The sequence below is a fragment of the Candidatus Polarisedimenticolia bacterium genome (assembly GCA_036004685.1).
Taxonomy (GTDB): domain Bacteria; phylum Acidobacteriota; class Polarisedimenticolia; order Gp22-AA2; family AA152; genus DASYRE01.
Genome location: DASYRE010000026.1, coordinates 1 through 15,321, shown reverse-complemented (window position 1 = coordinate 15,321; position 15,321 = coordinate 1). Strand labels below are relative to the sequence as shown.

Sequence of the window (15,321 nt, the reverse complement as noted above, 5' to 3'; positions counted from 1 at the left end):
AGGAGGGGGCCCGGCCTCCCGGGGCCGCAGCTACCCTTTCCCCGAGATCCCGAGGAGCCTGAGAAGCTGCACCTCGTTGCGCCATCCCTTCTTGACCTTGACCCAGAGAGACAAGTGGGCGGGGGCGCCCAGGAAGGCCGCCATCCCCATCCGGGCGGTGGCGCCGATGGCCTTGATGCCGGCCCCCGCCTTGCCGATCACGATCCCTTTCTGGGAATCGCGATCGACGTAGATGGTGGCCGCGATCCGGTATTCACCGGTCTCCGAGCGCTCCACGGCGTCGACGATCACCGCCGTGGCGTGCGGGAGCTCGTCGCGCGTCCGCAGAAGGAGCTGCTCGCGGACGATCTCGGCCAAGGCGAGGCGCGTCGGAAGATCGGTGACGAAATCGTCCGGAAAGAGAGGCGGCCCCTCGGGCAGGAGGGCCCGGATGGAGTCTTCGAGCTCCTGGCAGCCCTCCCCCGTCAGCGCGGAGCAGGGATGGATTTCCGACCAGGCATAGCGCCGGCGGACGTCGTCGATCAGGGGAAGCAGGGCCGACCGCCGCATGGCGTCGATCTTGTTGATCACGAGGAAGGCGGGCAGGCGCGTCTCCTCGAGAATCCGGACCAGGTAGCCGTCGCCCGGGCCGAAACCCTCGGCGCCGTCGATCAGCTGCAGGATGAGGTCGGCGCCGGACAGCGCCTCGCGGGCCGCCTCGACCATCTCCCGGTTCATGGCGTGCTGTGGCCGGTGGATCCCGGGCGTGTCGACGTAGACGATTTCCGCCGCGGCGCTGCGCGCCACGGCGCGGATCACCAGCCGCGTGGTCTGGGGCACCGGCGAGACGATCGAGACCTTCGTGCCGATGAGACGGTTGAGCAGGGTCGATTTCCCCACGTTCGGCCGTCCGGCGAGAGCGACGAAGCCGGAGCGGAAGCCGGGGGGCGAGGCAGTTTGCCGGTCGGTTCCGGGCGCCGCGGGCAGGCTCAAGGGCGCCGGCCCCGGCGGCCGGCGAGGCGCAGCGGAGGAACGGCGCGGCCGAGGAGGCGGCGCGCCAGACGGGCTTGGATCCGGTTCATCTCGCCGCGATCCCGCAGATGGTCGTAGCCGAGGAGGTGGAGGACTCCATGGACCACCAGGAATTGCACCTCTTCGCAGAAGCTCCACCCCGCTTGACGCGCGTATCGGGCGGCGGAGTCGACCGAGATGACGACGTCGCCCAGGGATCCGGCGACCGGCCCAGCCGGGCCGGAGGGAAAGGAGAGGACGTCGGTGGCGGCGTCGACGTTCCGGTAACGGCGGTTCAGGTCCCGGATCTCCCGATCCGAGGTTAGCAGGATCGAGATCTGCTCGCGGCGGCAGCGCAGCGAGCGGAGAACTTCGCGGGCCGCCGCCCGGACGACTCGGAGCGGGAGCTTCCGGCATCCGGGACGGCACAGGACGTCGACGATCCCATGGGACGGCAAGGGCTCGGCCGGCGGGGAGGAGTCCGGGGGGCGCGCCGGTGGGGAGCGCCTAGCGGCGCTCGCCGTGGCGCGTGCGCCGGGAGGCCTTGAGGGCCGCGCCGTCCTCCGAGCTCCCGTTCCGATAGCTTTCATACGCCTTGATGATCGACTGGACCAGCGGGTGGCGCACCACGTCCCGATCGTCGAAGTAGACGAAGCGGATTCCCTCGATGTCCGCCACCACGTTCTGCGCCTCGACGAGTCCGGAAATGCTGCCCGGCGGAAGATCGATCTGGGTGATGTCCCCGGTGACGACCACCTTGGTGTTCTGGCCCATGCGGGTGAGGAACATCTTCATCTGCTCGGAGGTGGTGTTCTGGGCTTCGTCGAGAATCACGAAGCAGTCGTTCAAGGTGCGCCCGCGCATGAAGGCCAGCGGGGCGATCTCGATAATTCCCTTCTCCATGAGCAGGATCGCCTTCTCGCGCTCCATCATGCTGAACAGGGCGTCGTACAGCGGGCGGAAATAGGGATCCACCTTCTCGCTCATGTCGCCGGGAAGAAACCCGAGCTTCTCGCCCGCTTCCACGGCCGGACGGGCCAGGATGATCCGGCTCACCTGCTTCTCGTTGAGGATCGCGACCGCCATCGCCACGGCGAGGTACGTCTTCCCCGTGCCCGCGGGGCCGATCGAGAAGACGAGGTCGCTGGATCGGATTGCCTCGATGTAGATCCGCTGGTTGATGGTCTTGGGGGTGATGGCGCGGCCGGGGGCCGCTTTCACCCGGCCCTGGCTGAAGAATTCCGTCAGGATCGCTTCGGGGTTGTCCTTCAGGAGGCGCGTGGCGATCTCGACGTCCCCCTTGCGGAAGGAGTACCCGCTCTCCAGAAGATCCACCATCTGCGCCAGCAGGCGCTCCACCCGTTCGACGTCGCCGCGCGCGCCGCTGACGTGGATCTCGGACCCGCGCGCGGCGATGCGCACGTTGGAGGTTTTCTCGATAGCGCGGAGGTTTTCGTCGTAGGTGCCGAACAGCTCGGCGGAGAGCTTCTCGGGGATCGTGACGGTCCGTACTTCGGGAGTGCTGACGGTCGGACTCCTTGAAAACCGGTGCGCGAAGACCCGTCCGGACGGCTCGTTCCAGGGCGTCAACTTAACATCCGGCCCGAAGGATTGTCAACTTTTTGCCGTGATTCTCCCCAGGAAGGCTCAACTTTCCTTCGGGAGCGCGGGATCGACCCGGATGTGGAGCTCCCGAAGCTGCGCCTCCTCCGGCAGGCTCGGGGCGCCGCTCATCAGATCGACGGCGCTGTTGGTCTTCGGAAAGGCGATCACTTCCCGGATGGACGAACAGCCTGTCAGGATCGCCACGAGGCGGTCCACCCCCAGCGCGATTCCACCGTGGGGCGGCGCCCCCATCCGGAGCGCCTGGAGCAGGAATCCGAAGCGGCGCTCCGCCTCGGCCGACCCGATGCCGAGGGCGCGGAAGGCGCGTTCCTGCACGTCGCCGCGGTGGATCCGGATGCTTCCGCCGCCGATCTCCTCCCCGTCCAGGACCAGGTCGTAAGCCTGTGCCCGGACCGACACGGGGTCGCTCTCCAGCCGGTCGAGATCCTCCGTCCGGGGGGAGGTGAACGGATGGTGGCACGAGACGAACCTCCCGTCCTCGCTCTTTTCGAAGAGCGGGAAGTCATGGACCCACAAAAGATGAGGCCGGGAGTCGTCAATCAAACGGAGCGCCCGGGCCAGGTGAACCCGGAGAGCCCCCAGAAGCTGACTCGTTCTCTCTCTTTCGCCCGCCGCCAGCAGCGCCAGATCCCCCGTCTCGGCGCCTAGCGCCGCCGCCAGCCTCCGGCACCCTTCTTCGCCGAGCGCCTTGAGATTGGAGGAGGTCAGGGAGTCGGGCGCCAGGCGAATCCAGATCAGTCCCTTGGCGCCGTGCCCTTGCGCGAAGGTCACCAGATCGTCGATCGGCTTGCGGGCCCAGGAAGCCCCGCCGGGCACGCTCAGTCCGCGCACCACCCCGCCCGCGGCGACGCTTTCGGTCAGCACGCGGAAGGAGGTCTGCCGCGCCGCCTCGGACACGTCCCGGAGCTCCATCGCGAAACGGGTATCGGGCTTGTCGGATCCGTACCGATCCATCGCCTCGCGATAGGCCAGCCGGGGAAAGGGCGGCTCGGCGCGGCGCCCGGCCGCTTCGAAAAGAGCCGCGACCAGGCCTTCGACGAGTCCGAAGACGGTCTCCTTGTCGGGAAAGGAGATCTCCAGGTCGATCTGCGTGAATTCGGGCTGGCGATCCGAACGGAGGTCTTCGTCGCGGAAGCACCGGGCGATCTGGAAGTACTTGTCGAAGCCGGAGACCATCAGGAGCTGCTTGAAGATCTGCGGCGACTGAGGAAGCGAGTAGAAGCGTCCCGGATTGACCCGGGAGGGCACTAAATACTCGCGCGATCCTTCCGGGGTGGAGCGCGTCAGCATCGGCGTCTCGATCTCCAGGAAACCCTGAGCGTCGAGGTAGCGCCGCGCCGCAAGGACCACCCGGTGCCGCGTCGCCATCACCTCCTGGAGCCGCGGCCGGCGCAAATCGAGGTACCGGTGCTTGAGCCGCAGCTCCTCGCCCGCCGGGTCCTGCTCCTCCAGGGTGAAAGGGAGCGGCTGCGATTCGTTCAGGATCTCCGCGTCGTCGGCCGCCACCTCAATCTCGCCCGTCGGCAGCGTGGGGTTCACATTTTCGGCCGACCGGCGCACGACCGCGCCGCGGATCGCGAGAACGTACTCGGGACGGAAACTCCGCGCCAGCGCGTGCGGCGCCGGGGAGATCTCCGGATTGAAGACGACCTGGGTGATGCCGTAGCGGTCGCGCAGATCGACGAACACCAGGTTGCCGTGATCCCGCCGCCGGTGCACCCAGCCGGTGAGCACTGCCTGCCCTCCCGCGTCCGCGGCCCGCAGGCCGCCGCAGGTATGCGTCCTTCTCGGCAGGCGCGGGGCGCTACTCAACCGCCGCCTCCCTCGCGAGCTGCGCCAGGTCGTCGAGCGGCAGCTCCCTCTGGGACCCGTCCGCCATCTTCTTCATGGCGACGACTCCGCGGCGGATCTCGTCGTCTCCCAGGAACAGGATGCGCCGGGCGCCGAGCTGGTCGGCCCGCCGCGTCTGGGCCTTGAGGCTCGGATCCGAGCGGGGATCCATCTCGACCCAGAGGTCGAGGCGCCTCAGGTCGCGCGTCAGCCGGAAGGCGCGATCGAACGCCAGGCGGCCCTGCAGCGCCACGAAGAAGTCGGGCCCTTCCGCCGCCGCGGCCGGCGCTCCGGCGGGAAGCGACAGGACGAGCCGATCCAGGCCGGAGGCGAACCCGACCCCCGGGATCGAGGGCCCGCCCAGATCCTCCACCAGCCGATCGTAACGGCCGCCGCCCAGCAGGGCGTTCTGCGCGCCCAGGGAGGCTCCGAGGATCTCGAACGTGGTGCGGACGTAGTAATCGAGGCCGCGCACCAGGTGGGGATCGACGCGGTGGCGCACTTCGAGGAGATCGAGGCAGCGCCGGAGGCCGTCGAAGTGCTCGCGGCAGCCGGCATCGAGGCTCTCCAGGAGCGTGGGCGCGTCGCTCAGAAGCGCGCGGCAGCCGGCCTTGCAGTCCAGGATCCTGAGCGGATTGTCGTGCAGGCGCCGCTGGCAATCGGGGCAAAGCTCCGCGACGCGAGGAAGCAGGAAGGCGCGCAGGCGCTCCTTGTAGGCGGGACGGCAGATCGCGCAGCCCACCGAGTTGATGATCAGGTCGGAGTCGGCGATGCCGAGCTGCGCCAGGAAGGTGGTGGACATCTCGATGACCTCGGCGTCGACCGCGGGCTCGACGCTGCCGAAGGCCTCGACCCCGATCTGGTGGAATTGCCTCATCCTCCCCTTCTGCGGGCGCTCGTACCGGAACATGGGGCCGATGTAATAGAGGCGCTCCGAATCGGCGCGCTGGAAGAGTCCGTGCTCGATCGCCGCCCGGACGACGGGGGCGGTGTTCTCGGGGCGCAGCGTCAGGGAGCGCTCGCCGCGATCGCGGAAGGTGTACATCTCCTTCGAGACGATGTCGGTCCCCTCGCCGATGCCGCGCGCGAAGAGCTCGGTCGACTCGAACACGGGGGTGCGAATCTCGCGGAACCCGTAACGGCGAAAAACGCGGCGGGCGGCGGCTTCCGCGAACTGCCACTTTCCGGACTCCGCGGGCAGGATGTCCCGGGTGCCCTTGACGGCCTGAATCATGGATGGGGTGTCTCCGCGCTCGGAAGGGTCGGAGATTAGCACAGCGCCCCCCCCGCTGCAATGAGCGATCCTTTCGCCGCGAAGGCGGCCTGGGTATACTGCTCCGCTTGGCGAGGAGGGTCGACGACGTGCTATCCCGCGGGGCGCTGGCGAAACGGAGCGCAGCCTGCCTGCTGCTCCTGACGATGGGAGCAGGGCTGTCGATGGTCGCCCCTCAGAAGGCGATCCAGGATCCGCTCGCGACCCAGGACAAGAAGAACCGCCGAGGATTCGAGGAGATTCCCGCGCCCCCGCCGTCCCCCGAGCAGCGGATCCGCCTGGTCGAGGAGTGGAGGATTCCCCTCGGCTCACCCCTCGCGGGGCCGCTGCTGGCCCTGGAGGACAAGGTCGTCGCCGCCGTGGAAAGCGGCATGGTGCAGGCCTTCTCGGCGGCCGACGGGCATTTCCTCTGGCGGCAGGATCTGGCGGAGAAGCCGGCAGGGGGGCCCGTCCAGGTAGCGGGCTCGATCGTCCAGGCGACCGCTTCGGGAAAAATCGTCGCCCTGCAGGCGGCCGCGGGGGAAACGCTCTGGACGGTGCAGGCGGGGGGGGAGATCGCCGTCCAGCCCACCGCCGCCGGCGACTATCTGCTGGTCGCCCTGAGCGCGGGAAAAATCGTCGCCTTGGACACCGGAGGGCGCGAGCGGTTTCGCGTCGATCTCCGGGGAGCGCCCTCGACGCCCGTGCAGGCCTGCCGCGGCTTGATCGTGGCGGGGACGGAGGCGGGAACGGTGGAGGCCTTCGACCGCCAGACCGGGCGCCGTCTGTGGATCAGCGAGACCGGCTCGGCGGTTCGCTCCCCGTTCCTCTGCTACCGGGGAAGCATCTATTTCGGGACCGAGGACAACCGGCTGCGGGCCCTGCGGTACAGCGGGAGGCGCCGCTGGAGCTACAAGGTCGGTGGACTGGTCCGCGCGATTCCCTTCGGCCTGGAGCGCCGCGTCTACTTCCTTTCCTACGACAACTACGTCTACGCCCTCAAGGCGGGTTCGGGGCATCTGGTTCTGCGGGTGAGAATGAGCCACCGCCTGGCGGACGAGGCGCTGGTGATCGGCGAGAGGCTGTTCCTCTCGCCCTACACGTCCGGCCGGCTCATCGCGCTCTCTCTGCCCGAGCTGCAGCTCCTCGGCGAATACCGTCTCGATCTGGAGGGGGAATGGTTCACGACCCCGCCGGTCCGCGCCGGAGAGAAGCTTCTGGTGGGCTACGGCCGGTACGAGGGCAGGATCCTGGCGCTGCGCCAGGAGAAGGAGACGGAGCCTCCGGCCGCGCGCTGAGGTTTCGGGATCGGTGCCGATCACGCCGGAGGGGAGGGCCTCAGGATCTCCTCGCAGAGGGCCTCTCCCACCTCGCGCGTTCCGAGGCGGCCGCCGAGCTCCTGGGCCGTCCGATGCGTCCGGATGAGGGCGACCACGGCCGACTCGATGCGCCGCGCCTCCTCCAGGAGCCCGAGGTGCTCCAGGAGAAGCGCGGCGGTGAGGATGGCGCCGAACGGGTTGGCGACGTTCTTCCCGGCGTACTTGGGCGCCGAGCCATGGACCGGCTCGAACAGCGAGACGCGCCCGGGGTGGATGTTCGCCGAGGCGGCCATGCCGAGCCCCCCCTGCAGCTGCGCCCCCAGGTCGGTGAGGATGTCCCCGAACATGTTGCACGTGACGATCACCTGGAACTGGGACGGGTCCTTCACCATCTGCATGGCGAGCGCGTCCACGTAAAGGTGACGGGCTTCGATCCCCGGGTACTCGGACGCCACGGCCGCGAAGACGCGCTGCCAGAGATCGTGGCCGTAAGTCAGGACGTTGGACTTGTCGCTCATCACGACCCGGCTCCTGCCTCTCGCCCGCGCGAACTCGAAGGCGTGGCGGATGATGCGCTCGACCCCCTTCCGGGTGTTCACGTCCTCCTGGACGGCGATTTCATCGGCAGTTCCCTTCTTGAAAATCCCTCCCATCCCGACGTAGAGCCCTTCGGTGTTCTCCCGAAACACCGCGAAATCGACCTCCTCCGGGGCGCGTCCCTTCAACGGACACAGCCGCTCGTCCAGCAGGCGGATGGGGCGATAGTTGACGTAGAGATCGAGGCCGAAGCGGAGCCCGAGCAGGATGTCCGCGGCGTGCTTCATGTCGGGGATGCGCGGGTCGCCCAGGGCGCCCAGGAGGATGGCGTCGTACTCCGCGAGGCGCTCCATCGCTCCGGCGGGAAGGGTCTCCCCCGTGCGCAGGTAGCGCTCCGCCCCGTAATCGAAGGAATCCAGCCGCAATCCGGCCCCCGACCATCCTGACACAGTCTCCAGGGCGCGCACCGCTTCGCGGGTGACGTCGATGCCGATTCCGTCTCCAGGGATGACGGCGATTCGCTTCATGGAGCGCTCTCCCGACTCTGCGGCCGCCCTCGCGGGCGGCATGGGGGGCCGAGTCTAGCCCAAGGAGCGCAGACCCCGCAACGCGGCGCGATCGCCGTCAGGAGGCGCGCGCGGCGATCCGCTCGAGCCGCCGCCGGATCGCCGCTTCGCGGGGACGGAGCTTGGAGATCTTGTCGGCCCCGACAGTGATGACCGGGACCTCCGGGCCGAACCGCCGGGCGAGATCGGGATCGGAGTCCACGTCCACCTCGGCGATCGACAGCGGAATCGCCGCGCCGACGCGCTGCAGGACGTCCCGGGCTTCGTGGCAGAGATGGCAGCCGGACCGCACGTAGAGCTTGACGGGAAGCGGGCGCGACCGCCGGCGGGAGAGCCCGCGCTGGAGGATCTCCGCCGCGCCGACGGCGAAAAGCGCTCCCAGCGTGTCGCTCAGAACGTCCTTGAGGCTGGCGTTCCGATTCGGGACGTGGAGCTGGTGAAACTCGTCCGAGATCGCGTACAGCGACGCCAGGACGAGGGCGACCAGCTGCGCCCGTCCAGGGAAAGGCGCGCGGAGGCCTCCGTTCAAGGCGCGGAGGATCAGGAGCGTGAAGCCCGCGTATTCGATCGGATGGAGCAAATAGTCGGGGAACCTCCCCGCGACCGCCGCCTGCGGCAGGGAGGAGAAGTAGTAGACCAGGCCTCCGTAGAGGATGACGGGAAGCCAGAGCGCGCCGAGATGAAGGGTCCGCTTCACCGAGAGCTGGGAAAGAAGTACATGGCGTAGGCCACGATCAAGGAGAGGACGATCATCGAGAGGCAGAGAATCGCTATCACCTTGAGCCGTTCCCGGCGATCGCTCTGGGTCAGGAAGGCGAAGAACACCGAGACCAAGGCGGAGAAGATCACCATGTTCAGGAAGTGGGACCGGATCATCTCAGGCCTTTCTTCCGATGGAGATGTCGAAGGCGTCGAGGACGAGAAGGATGTTCATCAACCCGGCCGCGAGGATGTAGGTGGTGCCGTACTCGTCGGTGACGCTCATCACTTTGCGCCGCATGGCGGCGAGGAGCCGGATCCCTTGCGCGTCGTTCGGATCGGCGGGAAGCGCGTAGGCGATCTGTCCGAAGGTGAACTGCCGGCTGAGGAGCTCCAGGGGGCCGAGGGCGACGTTGGCGAACGTCCCGAGATAGGAAAGGGGCTGCTCCCGGTCCACGAGGTAGGAGCGGCCTTCGTTCAGGAGGCCCAGAAAGAATGTGGCCAGGACCACGCCGAAGAACAGCAGGCCCCGCTTGCGCTTTCCGAGGTAATAATGCCCGCCGCCGGGCACGATCCAGGCCGCCAGGCAGGCGACGGTGGTGGAGACTCCCTTCGACGGCATTCGAGAGCTACTCCTTCACCACCCACACCTTGAGGCTGGCGGTGACCTGCGGGTGGATCTTGACGGGGACCTCGTAGATTCCCAGCGCCTTGATCGGCTCGTCGAGGAGAATCTTCCTCTTGTCCAGCGAGTACCCTTCCTTCTCCAGGAGCTCGGCGATGTCGGCGGTCGTCACGGAGCCGTAGAGGACTTCGTTCTCCCCCACCTTGCGGACGGCCGTGCACGAAAGCTGCGCGATCCTGCCCGCCAGGACCTCGGCTTCCTGCTTCTCCTTCGCCTCGTGGACCTCCTGGACCTTGCGCTCCTGGTCGATCCGCTTCATGTTTCCCGGCGTCGCCTCGAGGGCGAGCTTCTTGGGAAGCAGAAAGTTGCGGGCGAAGCCGTCGGCGACCTTGATGACCTCGCCTCGCCGGCCCACGTTCTCCACGTCGGTCCGGAGCACGATCCTCATCGTTCCCTCCTCCTCAGTCCGCCGTGAAGGGCAGCAGCGCGATGTTGCGCGCGCGCTTGATCGCCTGCATCAGCTCGCGTTGGTGCTTGGCGCACGTCCCCGATATCCGCCGCGGGAAGATCTTCCCCCGCTCGGGGGTGAAGCCCTGCAGCAGTCTCACGTCCTTGTAGTCGATGTAAGGGATCTTCTCTTCGCAGAACTTGCAGAATTTCTTCTTGCGAAACAGGAATTTCTTCCGGAACTGCTTCTTCTTGGCTTTGTCTCGATCTCGGGGATCCATGATCGTGATCGTCCTCCGCGCGGCCCCGGCGGGCGGGCCTCATTCCGCTTCCACGGGCTCCGGTCCCCGAACCTCGGGGGAGTCGCCCGCGCGCGCGGGCTGATCTTCCGGAATGCTGCGATCCATCCGGACCGTGAGGTATTTGATGATGCGATCGTTCATGCGGTAGCGCCTCTCCAGCTCGCGGGCCGCCGCCGGCGGGCATTCCAGGTAGAAGAGGGTGTAGTTGCCGTCCTCGTGCCGCCCCACCCGGTAGGCCAGCCTTCGCTTTCCCCAGCGCTCCACCTTGAGGACCTTCCCGCTTCCGGTGGTGACGGTGTCCTCGAATCCCTTGATGAGCGCCGCCACCTCGTCGTCGGTCGCGCCCGGCTCCGTGATGAAAATGGATTCGTATTTTACCATCGAGTTTTCCTCCGGCCTTCGGGCCGGAGCCCGGGCCATTTCGAGAATCGGATCGACGACTCAAGCCGACGGTTCATTCGGCTGCCTGCGATTGAAACGGTTCATGGCCGCGGCGACGCCCTGCTCCAGCACGGTCCGGATACACTCGGCCGCCCGGGCGGCCTGCCGCCCCGCTTCCTCGCTCTCCTCCCGGGAGAAGGGAGCCAGGACGCGCTCGGCGAGATCGCCGCTCAGGACCGGAGCGGTCCGGATGCCGATCCGGAGGCGCGGAAAATCCTCGGTGCCCAGCGCGGCGATGATCGACTCGAGCCCCCGGTGTCCGCCGGCGCTCCCCGACCGGCGCACGCGCACGGCGCCGAGATCGATCGCCGCATCGTCGCAGACCACCAGCAGGTCGGAAGGCCCACCGCCGCTGGCCCGGAGGAGGCATTCCACCGCTTCGCCGCTCCGGTTCATATAGGTCTGCGGCTCGGCCACCACGACGTCCTCGCCGGCCATGGCGCCGCGGGCGATCCGCGAACGGCACTCTTCCCCGTCCCAGACGAGACGCTCTCGGCGGCAGAACTCTTCCACCGCCTTGAATCCGAGGTTGTGCCGCGTCTCCGCGTAACGCCGCCCCGGATTCCCCAGTCCGACCACTACTTTCAAGAGGAAGCAGCTCCGCGGCCTCAACCCTCCTTCTTGGAGTCCCTCTTCTCCGGCTTCGTTTCCTTGGAGGCTTCTTCGGCTTCCCCGCCCTCCTCGGACGCGGCCTTCCCTTTCTTGATGACTTCCGGCTCCGTCACTTCGGCCACCACCGGCGCGCCCACCTCTTCTTCCTTGGCGGGAGGCGCCACGACCGCCACCGTCTGGTTCGGATCGGTCAGGATCTTCACTTTGGGAGGGATATTCAGATCGGCGACGCGGATCGTATCGCCGATTTTCAGGGACGAGATGTCCACCTTGAAGGCGTCGGGGATGTCCGCGGGGAGGGACTCGATGCGTATCTCCCTGAGCGGGATGTCCAGGATCCCCAGGTCGAGCTTGACGCCCGGGGCTTCTCCCACGGTCTGGATGGGAACGTTCACCTGGACGACCTCGTCCATCTGGATGCGGATGAAATCGGTGTGCTGGAGGCGGTTCGACACCGGATCGGTCTGGAAAGCCTTGATCATCGCGTAGCGGCGCTGATCCTTGCCCACCAGGTTCAGCATGAAGATGCTGTTCGCGCCGCTCTCGGAGCGGAGGATCTTCTCGACTTGCTTCGGATCCACGGAGATCGGGACCGGCGGCTTGTTCGAGCCGTAGACGATTCCGGGAATCATGCCGGCGCGCCGCAGCCGGCGGGAGGGGTTCTTCCCGAACTCCGTACGGGGCGAGACGTCGATCATCACTTCGGCCATGCGACTTCCTCCTTTCAGCCCGGGACGCTGCCGCGCCCGCCGCCCGGCTCCCCTAGACGAAAAGGGAGGAGACGGACGAATTGGTGTGGATCCGCTGGATCGCTTCCCCGAGCAGGCTGGCGATGGACAGGACTTTCAAGCGCCCTTCGGTCTGCTTCCGCGGATCGACGAGAATCGTGTTGGTGACGAAAACCTGCTCGAGCTCCGAGGCGCGGAGCCGCTCGATGGCGGGGCCCGACAGGACGGCGTGGGTGAAGCAGCCGTAGATCTTGTCGACACCCTCCTGCTTCAGTGCCTTGACGGTCCCGGTCAGGGTTCCCGCCGTGTCCACGATGTCGTCCACGATCAACGCGTTCATCCCCCGCACCTCGCCGATGACGTGGAGGATCTCCGCGACGTTCTTCTCGGTGCGCCGCTTGTCGATGATCGCCAGGGAGGCCTGCAGCCGCTTCGCGTAGGCCCGGGCCCGCTCGACGCCGCCCGCGTCGGGCGACACGATCACGAGGTTCGGGATCTTCAGGCGCGCGACGTTCTCGATCAGGACCGGCGCGGCGAACAGATGATCGACCGGAATGTTGAAGAAGCCCTGGATCGCCGGGGCGTGCAGGTCGATGGCCAGCACCCGATCGGCTCCGGCGGCGCTGATGAGATCGGCCACGAGCTTCGCGGAGATCGGCACGCGCGGCTTGTCCTTGCGATCCTGCCGGGCATAGCCGTAGTACGGAAGGACGGCCGTGATCCGCTGGGCCGACGAGCGTTTCAGCGCGTCCATGATGATCAGCAGCTCCATGAGGTTCTCGTTCACCGGAGGGGACGCCGGCTGGATCACGAAGACGTCCGCGCCCCGCACGTTCTCGAGGACCTGGCAGTAGGACTCGCCGTCGCTGAACCGGGTCAAGTTGATCGATCCCAGGGGGATCTTGAGATACTCAGAGATTTCCTGCGCCAGCTCGGGATGGGCGCTGCCGGAGAAAATCTTGATGGCCCCTTCGATCGACATGTCTCGGTTCTTCATCTCATGTCCTGAGTCGCGTCCTGAGCGGCGGCGAAATCGCCGGCCTGACGGCGGCCCGGCGGATGGCTGGGGCGGGAGGATTCGAACCTCCGAATGCTGGATCCAAAGTCCAGTGTCTTACCGCTTGACGACGCCCCAGTAGCCCGATGGCCTCCTTAACCGGCGCCGGCGGCGCGGGACATTTCCCGCCGGCCCGCCCTGCGGGCCTGCCGTCCGGTCGGAATCAGGAGGATGGATTACTTCTCAGGGGGCACGCCGGGCCGAGGTCGGACCCTGCCCGGTCGGAATGTCCCTGCGCCGGGACGGGATCATCGCGCGCACTGACCCTGTCGAAGCGGCCGTATACCGTAGCATCTTCGGAAGTTTTCTGTCAAGAACTCCCTGGCTCGAAGGGATCTTGGGCTCCGAGAGCGCGGCAGTATTCCGGGCGGGAGACGGTCCGGCACGTCAAGACCTTGAAGGCGCCCCAATCGCGCGACTCTCGCAAAGCGCGGATCTCCTCGGGCGACCGGAAAAGCCCGTAGAGCGACGAGCCGCTTCCCGAAAGGGAGGCGGCGAAAGCCCCCGCGCGGTACAGCAGCTCGTGAATCGCGCCAAGCTCCGGATGAAGCGAGAAGACGGTTTCCTGCAGATCGTTGTGGACGCTGCGGGTGTCTTCGCTCACGACAGCGGCTTCGGCCCCGACTGTCTCGATCGCAGCGGGCCGGCGCCGATCCCACAGACGGTAGACTTCCTCGGTGGGGGATCCGTAAGGGGGGAGAATCAGGCAGACCGGGAAAGGATCCCGATCAGGCAGGGGCTCCAAATCATCTCCTTTCCCCGTGCCGAGGGCGAGTCCGCCGTGCAGGAAGAAGGGTACGTCGGCACCCAGGCGGATCGCCAGCTCGACGAGCTCATGGCGCTCCAGGGGGAATCCCCAGAGGCGGTTCAGGGCGAGCAGCGTGGCGGCGGCGTCGCTGCTTCCTCCCCCCAGTCCGGCGGCGATGGGGATCGACTTCTTCAGCCGGAGGCGCGCCCCGGGAAGCCCGGATCTCCTGGACCGGATCAGCTCCGCGGCGCGCCAGACGAGATTCGTCCGATCGGCCGCGAGCGCCTCGCCTTCCACCGCCAGCTCGACGTCGTTCGACGACGCTTCGATCTCCAGCTCGTCGGCCAGATCGATCGTCTGGAACCGCGTGCGAATCTCATGGTAGCCGTCGCTCCGGGTCCCCAGGACTCGAAGACCAAGGTTGATCTTGGCGTGCGGCCGCAGGGTGAGACGCCCGGGAGGTCTCATCGGCGCGGTCTCGCAAGGGATGATTCGGTCGCCAAGCGGAACGACTCGGGCGGCCGGAGCGGGAAGAGATCCTCGGGAGGGGCCCCGGGCAGCATGTCGAGCAGGACGAGATCGGCCCGGAATTTCGGCCGGTCTCCGCGCAGGCGAATCTCCCGGGGCGGCCCGGTCCGGTTTCCCGGCTCCCATCTCAGGCGGGCATGGAGCGCGGCCCCCGGCGGCACGAGAATCTCCCACTCTTCTCCCCCTTTGCGGACGTGGAGGACGGCGCTCCCCTCGCCGTCCCCGCAGGTGAGCGGCTCCCGGGGAAGGCGCGGCGGCTGGCACCGGAGGCCGGGCGCCAGCGAGGGGTCGGCGAGAAGAAGCGCCGGGAGGAGATCGGGGTCGAGCGAAGCGCCCGCCAGCGCGGCGAAGGCCTCCTCGCCGCCCGAGAAGAGGCGGTACTCGCGCGCCACGGGATCCATCAGGAGCGCCCCTTGGTCGGTCGAGACGAGCACCGACCGGCTCCCTCCCAGGGGATCCAGGATCTCCAGCCGCAGCCGCCGCGAAGGAAGATAGGCGACGATCAGACGGGCCCTTCGGACGCGGCTTTCCCCCGAGGCTTGCAGGCGGTATTGGGCCCGGAACCCCTCGGTTCTGCCCCCTGCGGGGGGAAGCGCGGAAGGGCGGATTCTTCCGGCGCAGCCCGGGGAAAGAACGGCCAAGAGGGTCGGAATCAGGATCAGGAGGGCTCGACTCGCCCCGGTCACGGCTCGTCCGGGTTGCTTCCGAGCTTGCGGATCTTCTTACGAATCTCTTCCGGCTTTTCAGGGCCGTGCTGCAGCGCGGTCCGATAGGCCGAGACCGCTTCAGCCGACTTCCCGCGCGCCGCGAGCACGTCTCCGAGGTGATCCAGGACGGTCGCGTCATTTCGGGAAGACCCGGCGGCCTTTCCCAGGAGGGTCTCCGCCGACTCGAGCCGGCCCAAACGGAAATGAGCCCATCCCAGGCTGTCGAGGTAGGCGAAATTGTCCGGCTCCAGCTCCACCGCCTTCTCCAGGAAGGCAAGACTGTCGCGCAGCTTCACCCCGCGGTCTG

The 15,321-nt window shown here is 67.5% G+C and carries 19 protein-coding genes and 1 tRNA gene; 1 reads left to right on the top strand and 19 read right to left on the bottom strand.

The window, feature by feature from the left end; translation table 11 throughout:
* Positions 1–30: 30 nt before the first annotated feature.
* From era to hisS, 5 genes are read right to left on the bottom strand one after another with little or no spacing between them, the layout of a single operon-like run.
* On the bottom strand, positions 31–972 hold the full coding sequence (era, locus tag VGR67_06100; GenBank protein ID HEV8335967.1) for a GTPase Era: 942 nt from the start codon (positions 970–972) through the stop codon (positions 31–33).
* Positions 969–1,448: an rRNA maturation RNase YbeY gene (ybeY, locus tag VGR67_06095; GenBank protein HEV8335966.1), complete on the bottom strand. Its 480-nt coding sequence runs from the start codon at positions 1,446–1,448 to the stop codon at positions 969–971. Before ybeY ends, era begins: the two co-directional genes overlap by 4 nt.
* Positions 1,449–1,497: 49 nt before the next feature.
* Positions 1,498–2,580 (bottom strand): PhoH family protein, encoded by a 1,083-nt coding sequence (locus VGR67_06090; protein ID HEV8335965.1) that lies wholly within the window; start codon positions 2,578–2,580, stop codon positions 1,498–1,500.
* A 57-nt stretch (positions 2,581–2,637) separates the two neighbouring features.
* Positions 2,638–4,428, bottom strand: a complete 1,791-nt coding sequence (aspS, locus tag VGR67_06085; protein ID HEV8335964.1) for an aspartate--tRNA ligase — start codon at positions 4,426–4,428, stop codon at positions 2,638–2,640.
* Positions 4,421–5,680: a histidine--tRNA ligase gene (gene hisS / locus VGR67_06080; protein ID HEV8335963.1), complete on the bottom strand. Its 1,260-nt coding sequence runs from the start codon at positions 5,678–5,680 to the stop codon at positions 4,421–4,423. Before hisS ends, aspS begins: the two co-directional genes overlap by 8 nt.
* A 128-nt stretch (positions 5,681–5,808) precedes the next feature.
* Between hisS and VGR67_06075 the strand changes: the two genes are divergently transcribed.
* Entirely contained in the window at positions 5,809–6,996 is a 1,188-nt protein-coding gene (locus VGR67_06075; protein ID HEV8335962.1) for a PQQ-binding-like beta-propeller repeat protein, read from the top strand.
* A 20-nt stretch (positions 6,997–7,016) separates the two neighbouring features.
* Here the strand turns inward: VGR67_06075 and VGR67_06070 are convergent, their stop codons facing one another.
* From VGR67_06070 to VGR67_06005, 14 genes are all read right to left on the bottom strand, one after another.
* Entirely contained in the window at positions 7,017–8,081 is a 1,065-nt protein-coding gene (locus tag VGR67_06070; protein HEV8335961.1) for a 3-isopropylmalate dehydrogenase, read from the bottom strand.
* 97 nt (positions 8,082–8,178) lie between these two features.
* Positions 8,179–8,817 carry a VanZ family protein gene (locus VGR67_06065; GenBank protein HEV8335960.1) on the bottom strand — a complete coding sequence of 213 codons (639 nt, stop codon included), beginning with the start codon at positions 8,815–8,817 and terminating at the stop codon, positions 8,179–8,181.
* Positions 8,814–8,996, bottom strand: a complete 183-nt coding sequence (locus VGR67_06060) for a hypothetical protein (GenBank protein ID HEV8335959.1) — start codon at positions 8,994–8,996, stop codon at positions 8,814–8,816. The genes VGR67_06065 and VGR67_06060 overlap by 4 nt, the downstream gene beginning before the upstream one ends.
* Before the next feature lies 1 nt (position 8,997).
* On the bottom strand, positions 8,998–9,441 hold the full coding sequence (locus VGR67_06055) for a DUF6677 family protein (protein ID HEV8335958.1): 444 nt from the start codon (positions 9,439–9,441) through the stop codon (positions 8,998–9,000).
* A gap of 7 nt (positions 9,442–9,448) precedes the next feature.
* On the bottom strand, positions 9,449–9,892 hold the full coding sequence (gene rplI, locus VGR67_06050) for a 50S ribosomal protein L9 (GenBank protein ID HEV8335957.1): 444 nt from the start codon (positions 9,890–9,892) through the stop codon (positions 9,449–9,451).
* Between the two features lie 13 nt (positions 9,893–9,905).
* Positions 9,906–10,172, bottom strand: a complete 267-nt coding sequence (gene rpsR, locus VGR67_06045) for a 30S ribosomal protein S18 (protein ID HEV8335956.1) — start codon at positions 10,170–10,172, stop codon at positions 9,906–9,908.
* Positions 10,173–10,211: 39 nt separating this feature from the next.
* Positions 10,212–10,574 carry a 30S ribosomal protein S6 gene (gene rpsF / locus VGR67_06040; GenBank protein ID HEV8335955.1) on the bottom strand — a complete coding sequence of 121 codons (363 nt, stop codon included), beginning with the start codon at positions 10,572–10,574 and terminating at the stop codon, positions 10,212–10,214.
* Between the two features lie 60 nt (positions 10,575–10,634).
* Positions 10,635–11,213, bottom strand: a complete 579-nt coding sequence (gene pth, locus VGR67_06035; GenBank protein HEV8335954.1) for an aminoacyl-tRNA hydrolase — start codon at positions 11,211–11,213, stop codon at positions 10,635–10,637.
* Positions 11,214–11,242: 29 nt separating this feature from the next.
* Complete coding sequence (locus tag VGR67_06030; protein ID HEV8335953.1) at positions 11,243–11,956, bottom strand: 50S ribosomal protein L25; 714 nt, start codon at positions 11,954–11,956, stop codon at positions 11,243–11,245.
* Between the two features lie 52 nt (positions 11,957–12,008).
* Positions 12,009–12,971 (bottom strand): ribose-phosphate pyrophosphokinase, encoded by a 963-nt coding sequence (locus VGR67_06025; protein HEV8335952.1) that lies wholly within the window; start codon positions 12,969–12,971, stop codon positions 12,009–12,011.
* A 63-nt stretch (positions 12,972–13,034) separates the two neighbouring features.
* A tRNA-Gln gene (locus tag VGR67_06020) sits at positions 13,035–13,109 on the bottom strand.
* A gap of 232 nt (positions 13,110–13,341) precedes the next feature.
* Positions 13,342–14,247: a 4-(cytidine 5'-diphospho)-2-C-methyl-D-erythritol kinase gene (gene ispE / locus VGR67_06015; GenBank protein HEV8335951.1), complete on the bottom strand. Its 906-nt coding sequence runs from the start codon at positions 14,245–14,247 to the stop codon at positions 13,342–13,344.
* Positions 14,244–14,993, bottom strand: coding sequence for a hypothetical protein (locus VGR67_06010; protein ID HEV8335950.1), 750 nt, complete (start codon positions 14,991–14,993; stop codon positions 14,244–14,246). The genes ispE and VGR67_06010 overlap by 4 nt, the downstream gene beginning before the upstream one ends.
* A partial coding sequence (locus VGR67_06005; protein ID HEV8335949.1) for a tetratricopeptide repeat protein occupies positions 14,990–15,321 on the bottom strand: 332 nt, incomplete at its 5' end. The genes VGR67_06005 and VGR67_06010, both read right to left, overlap by 4 nt.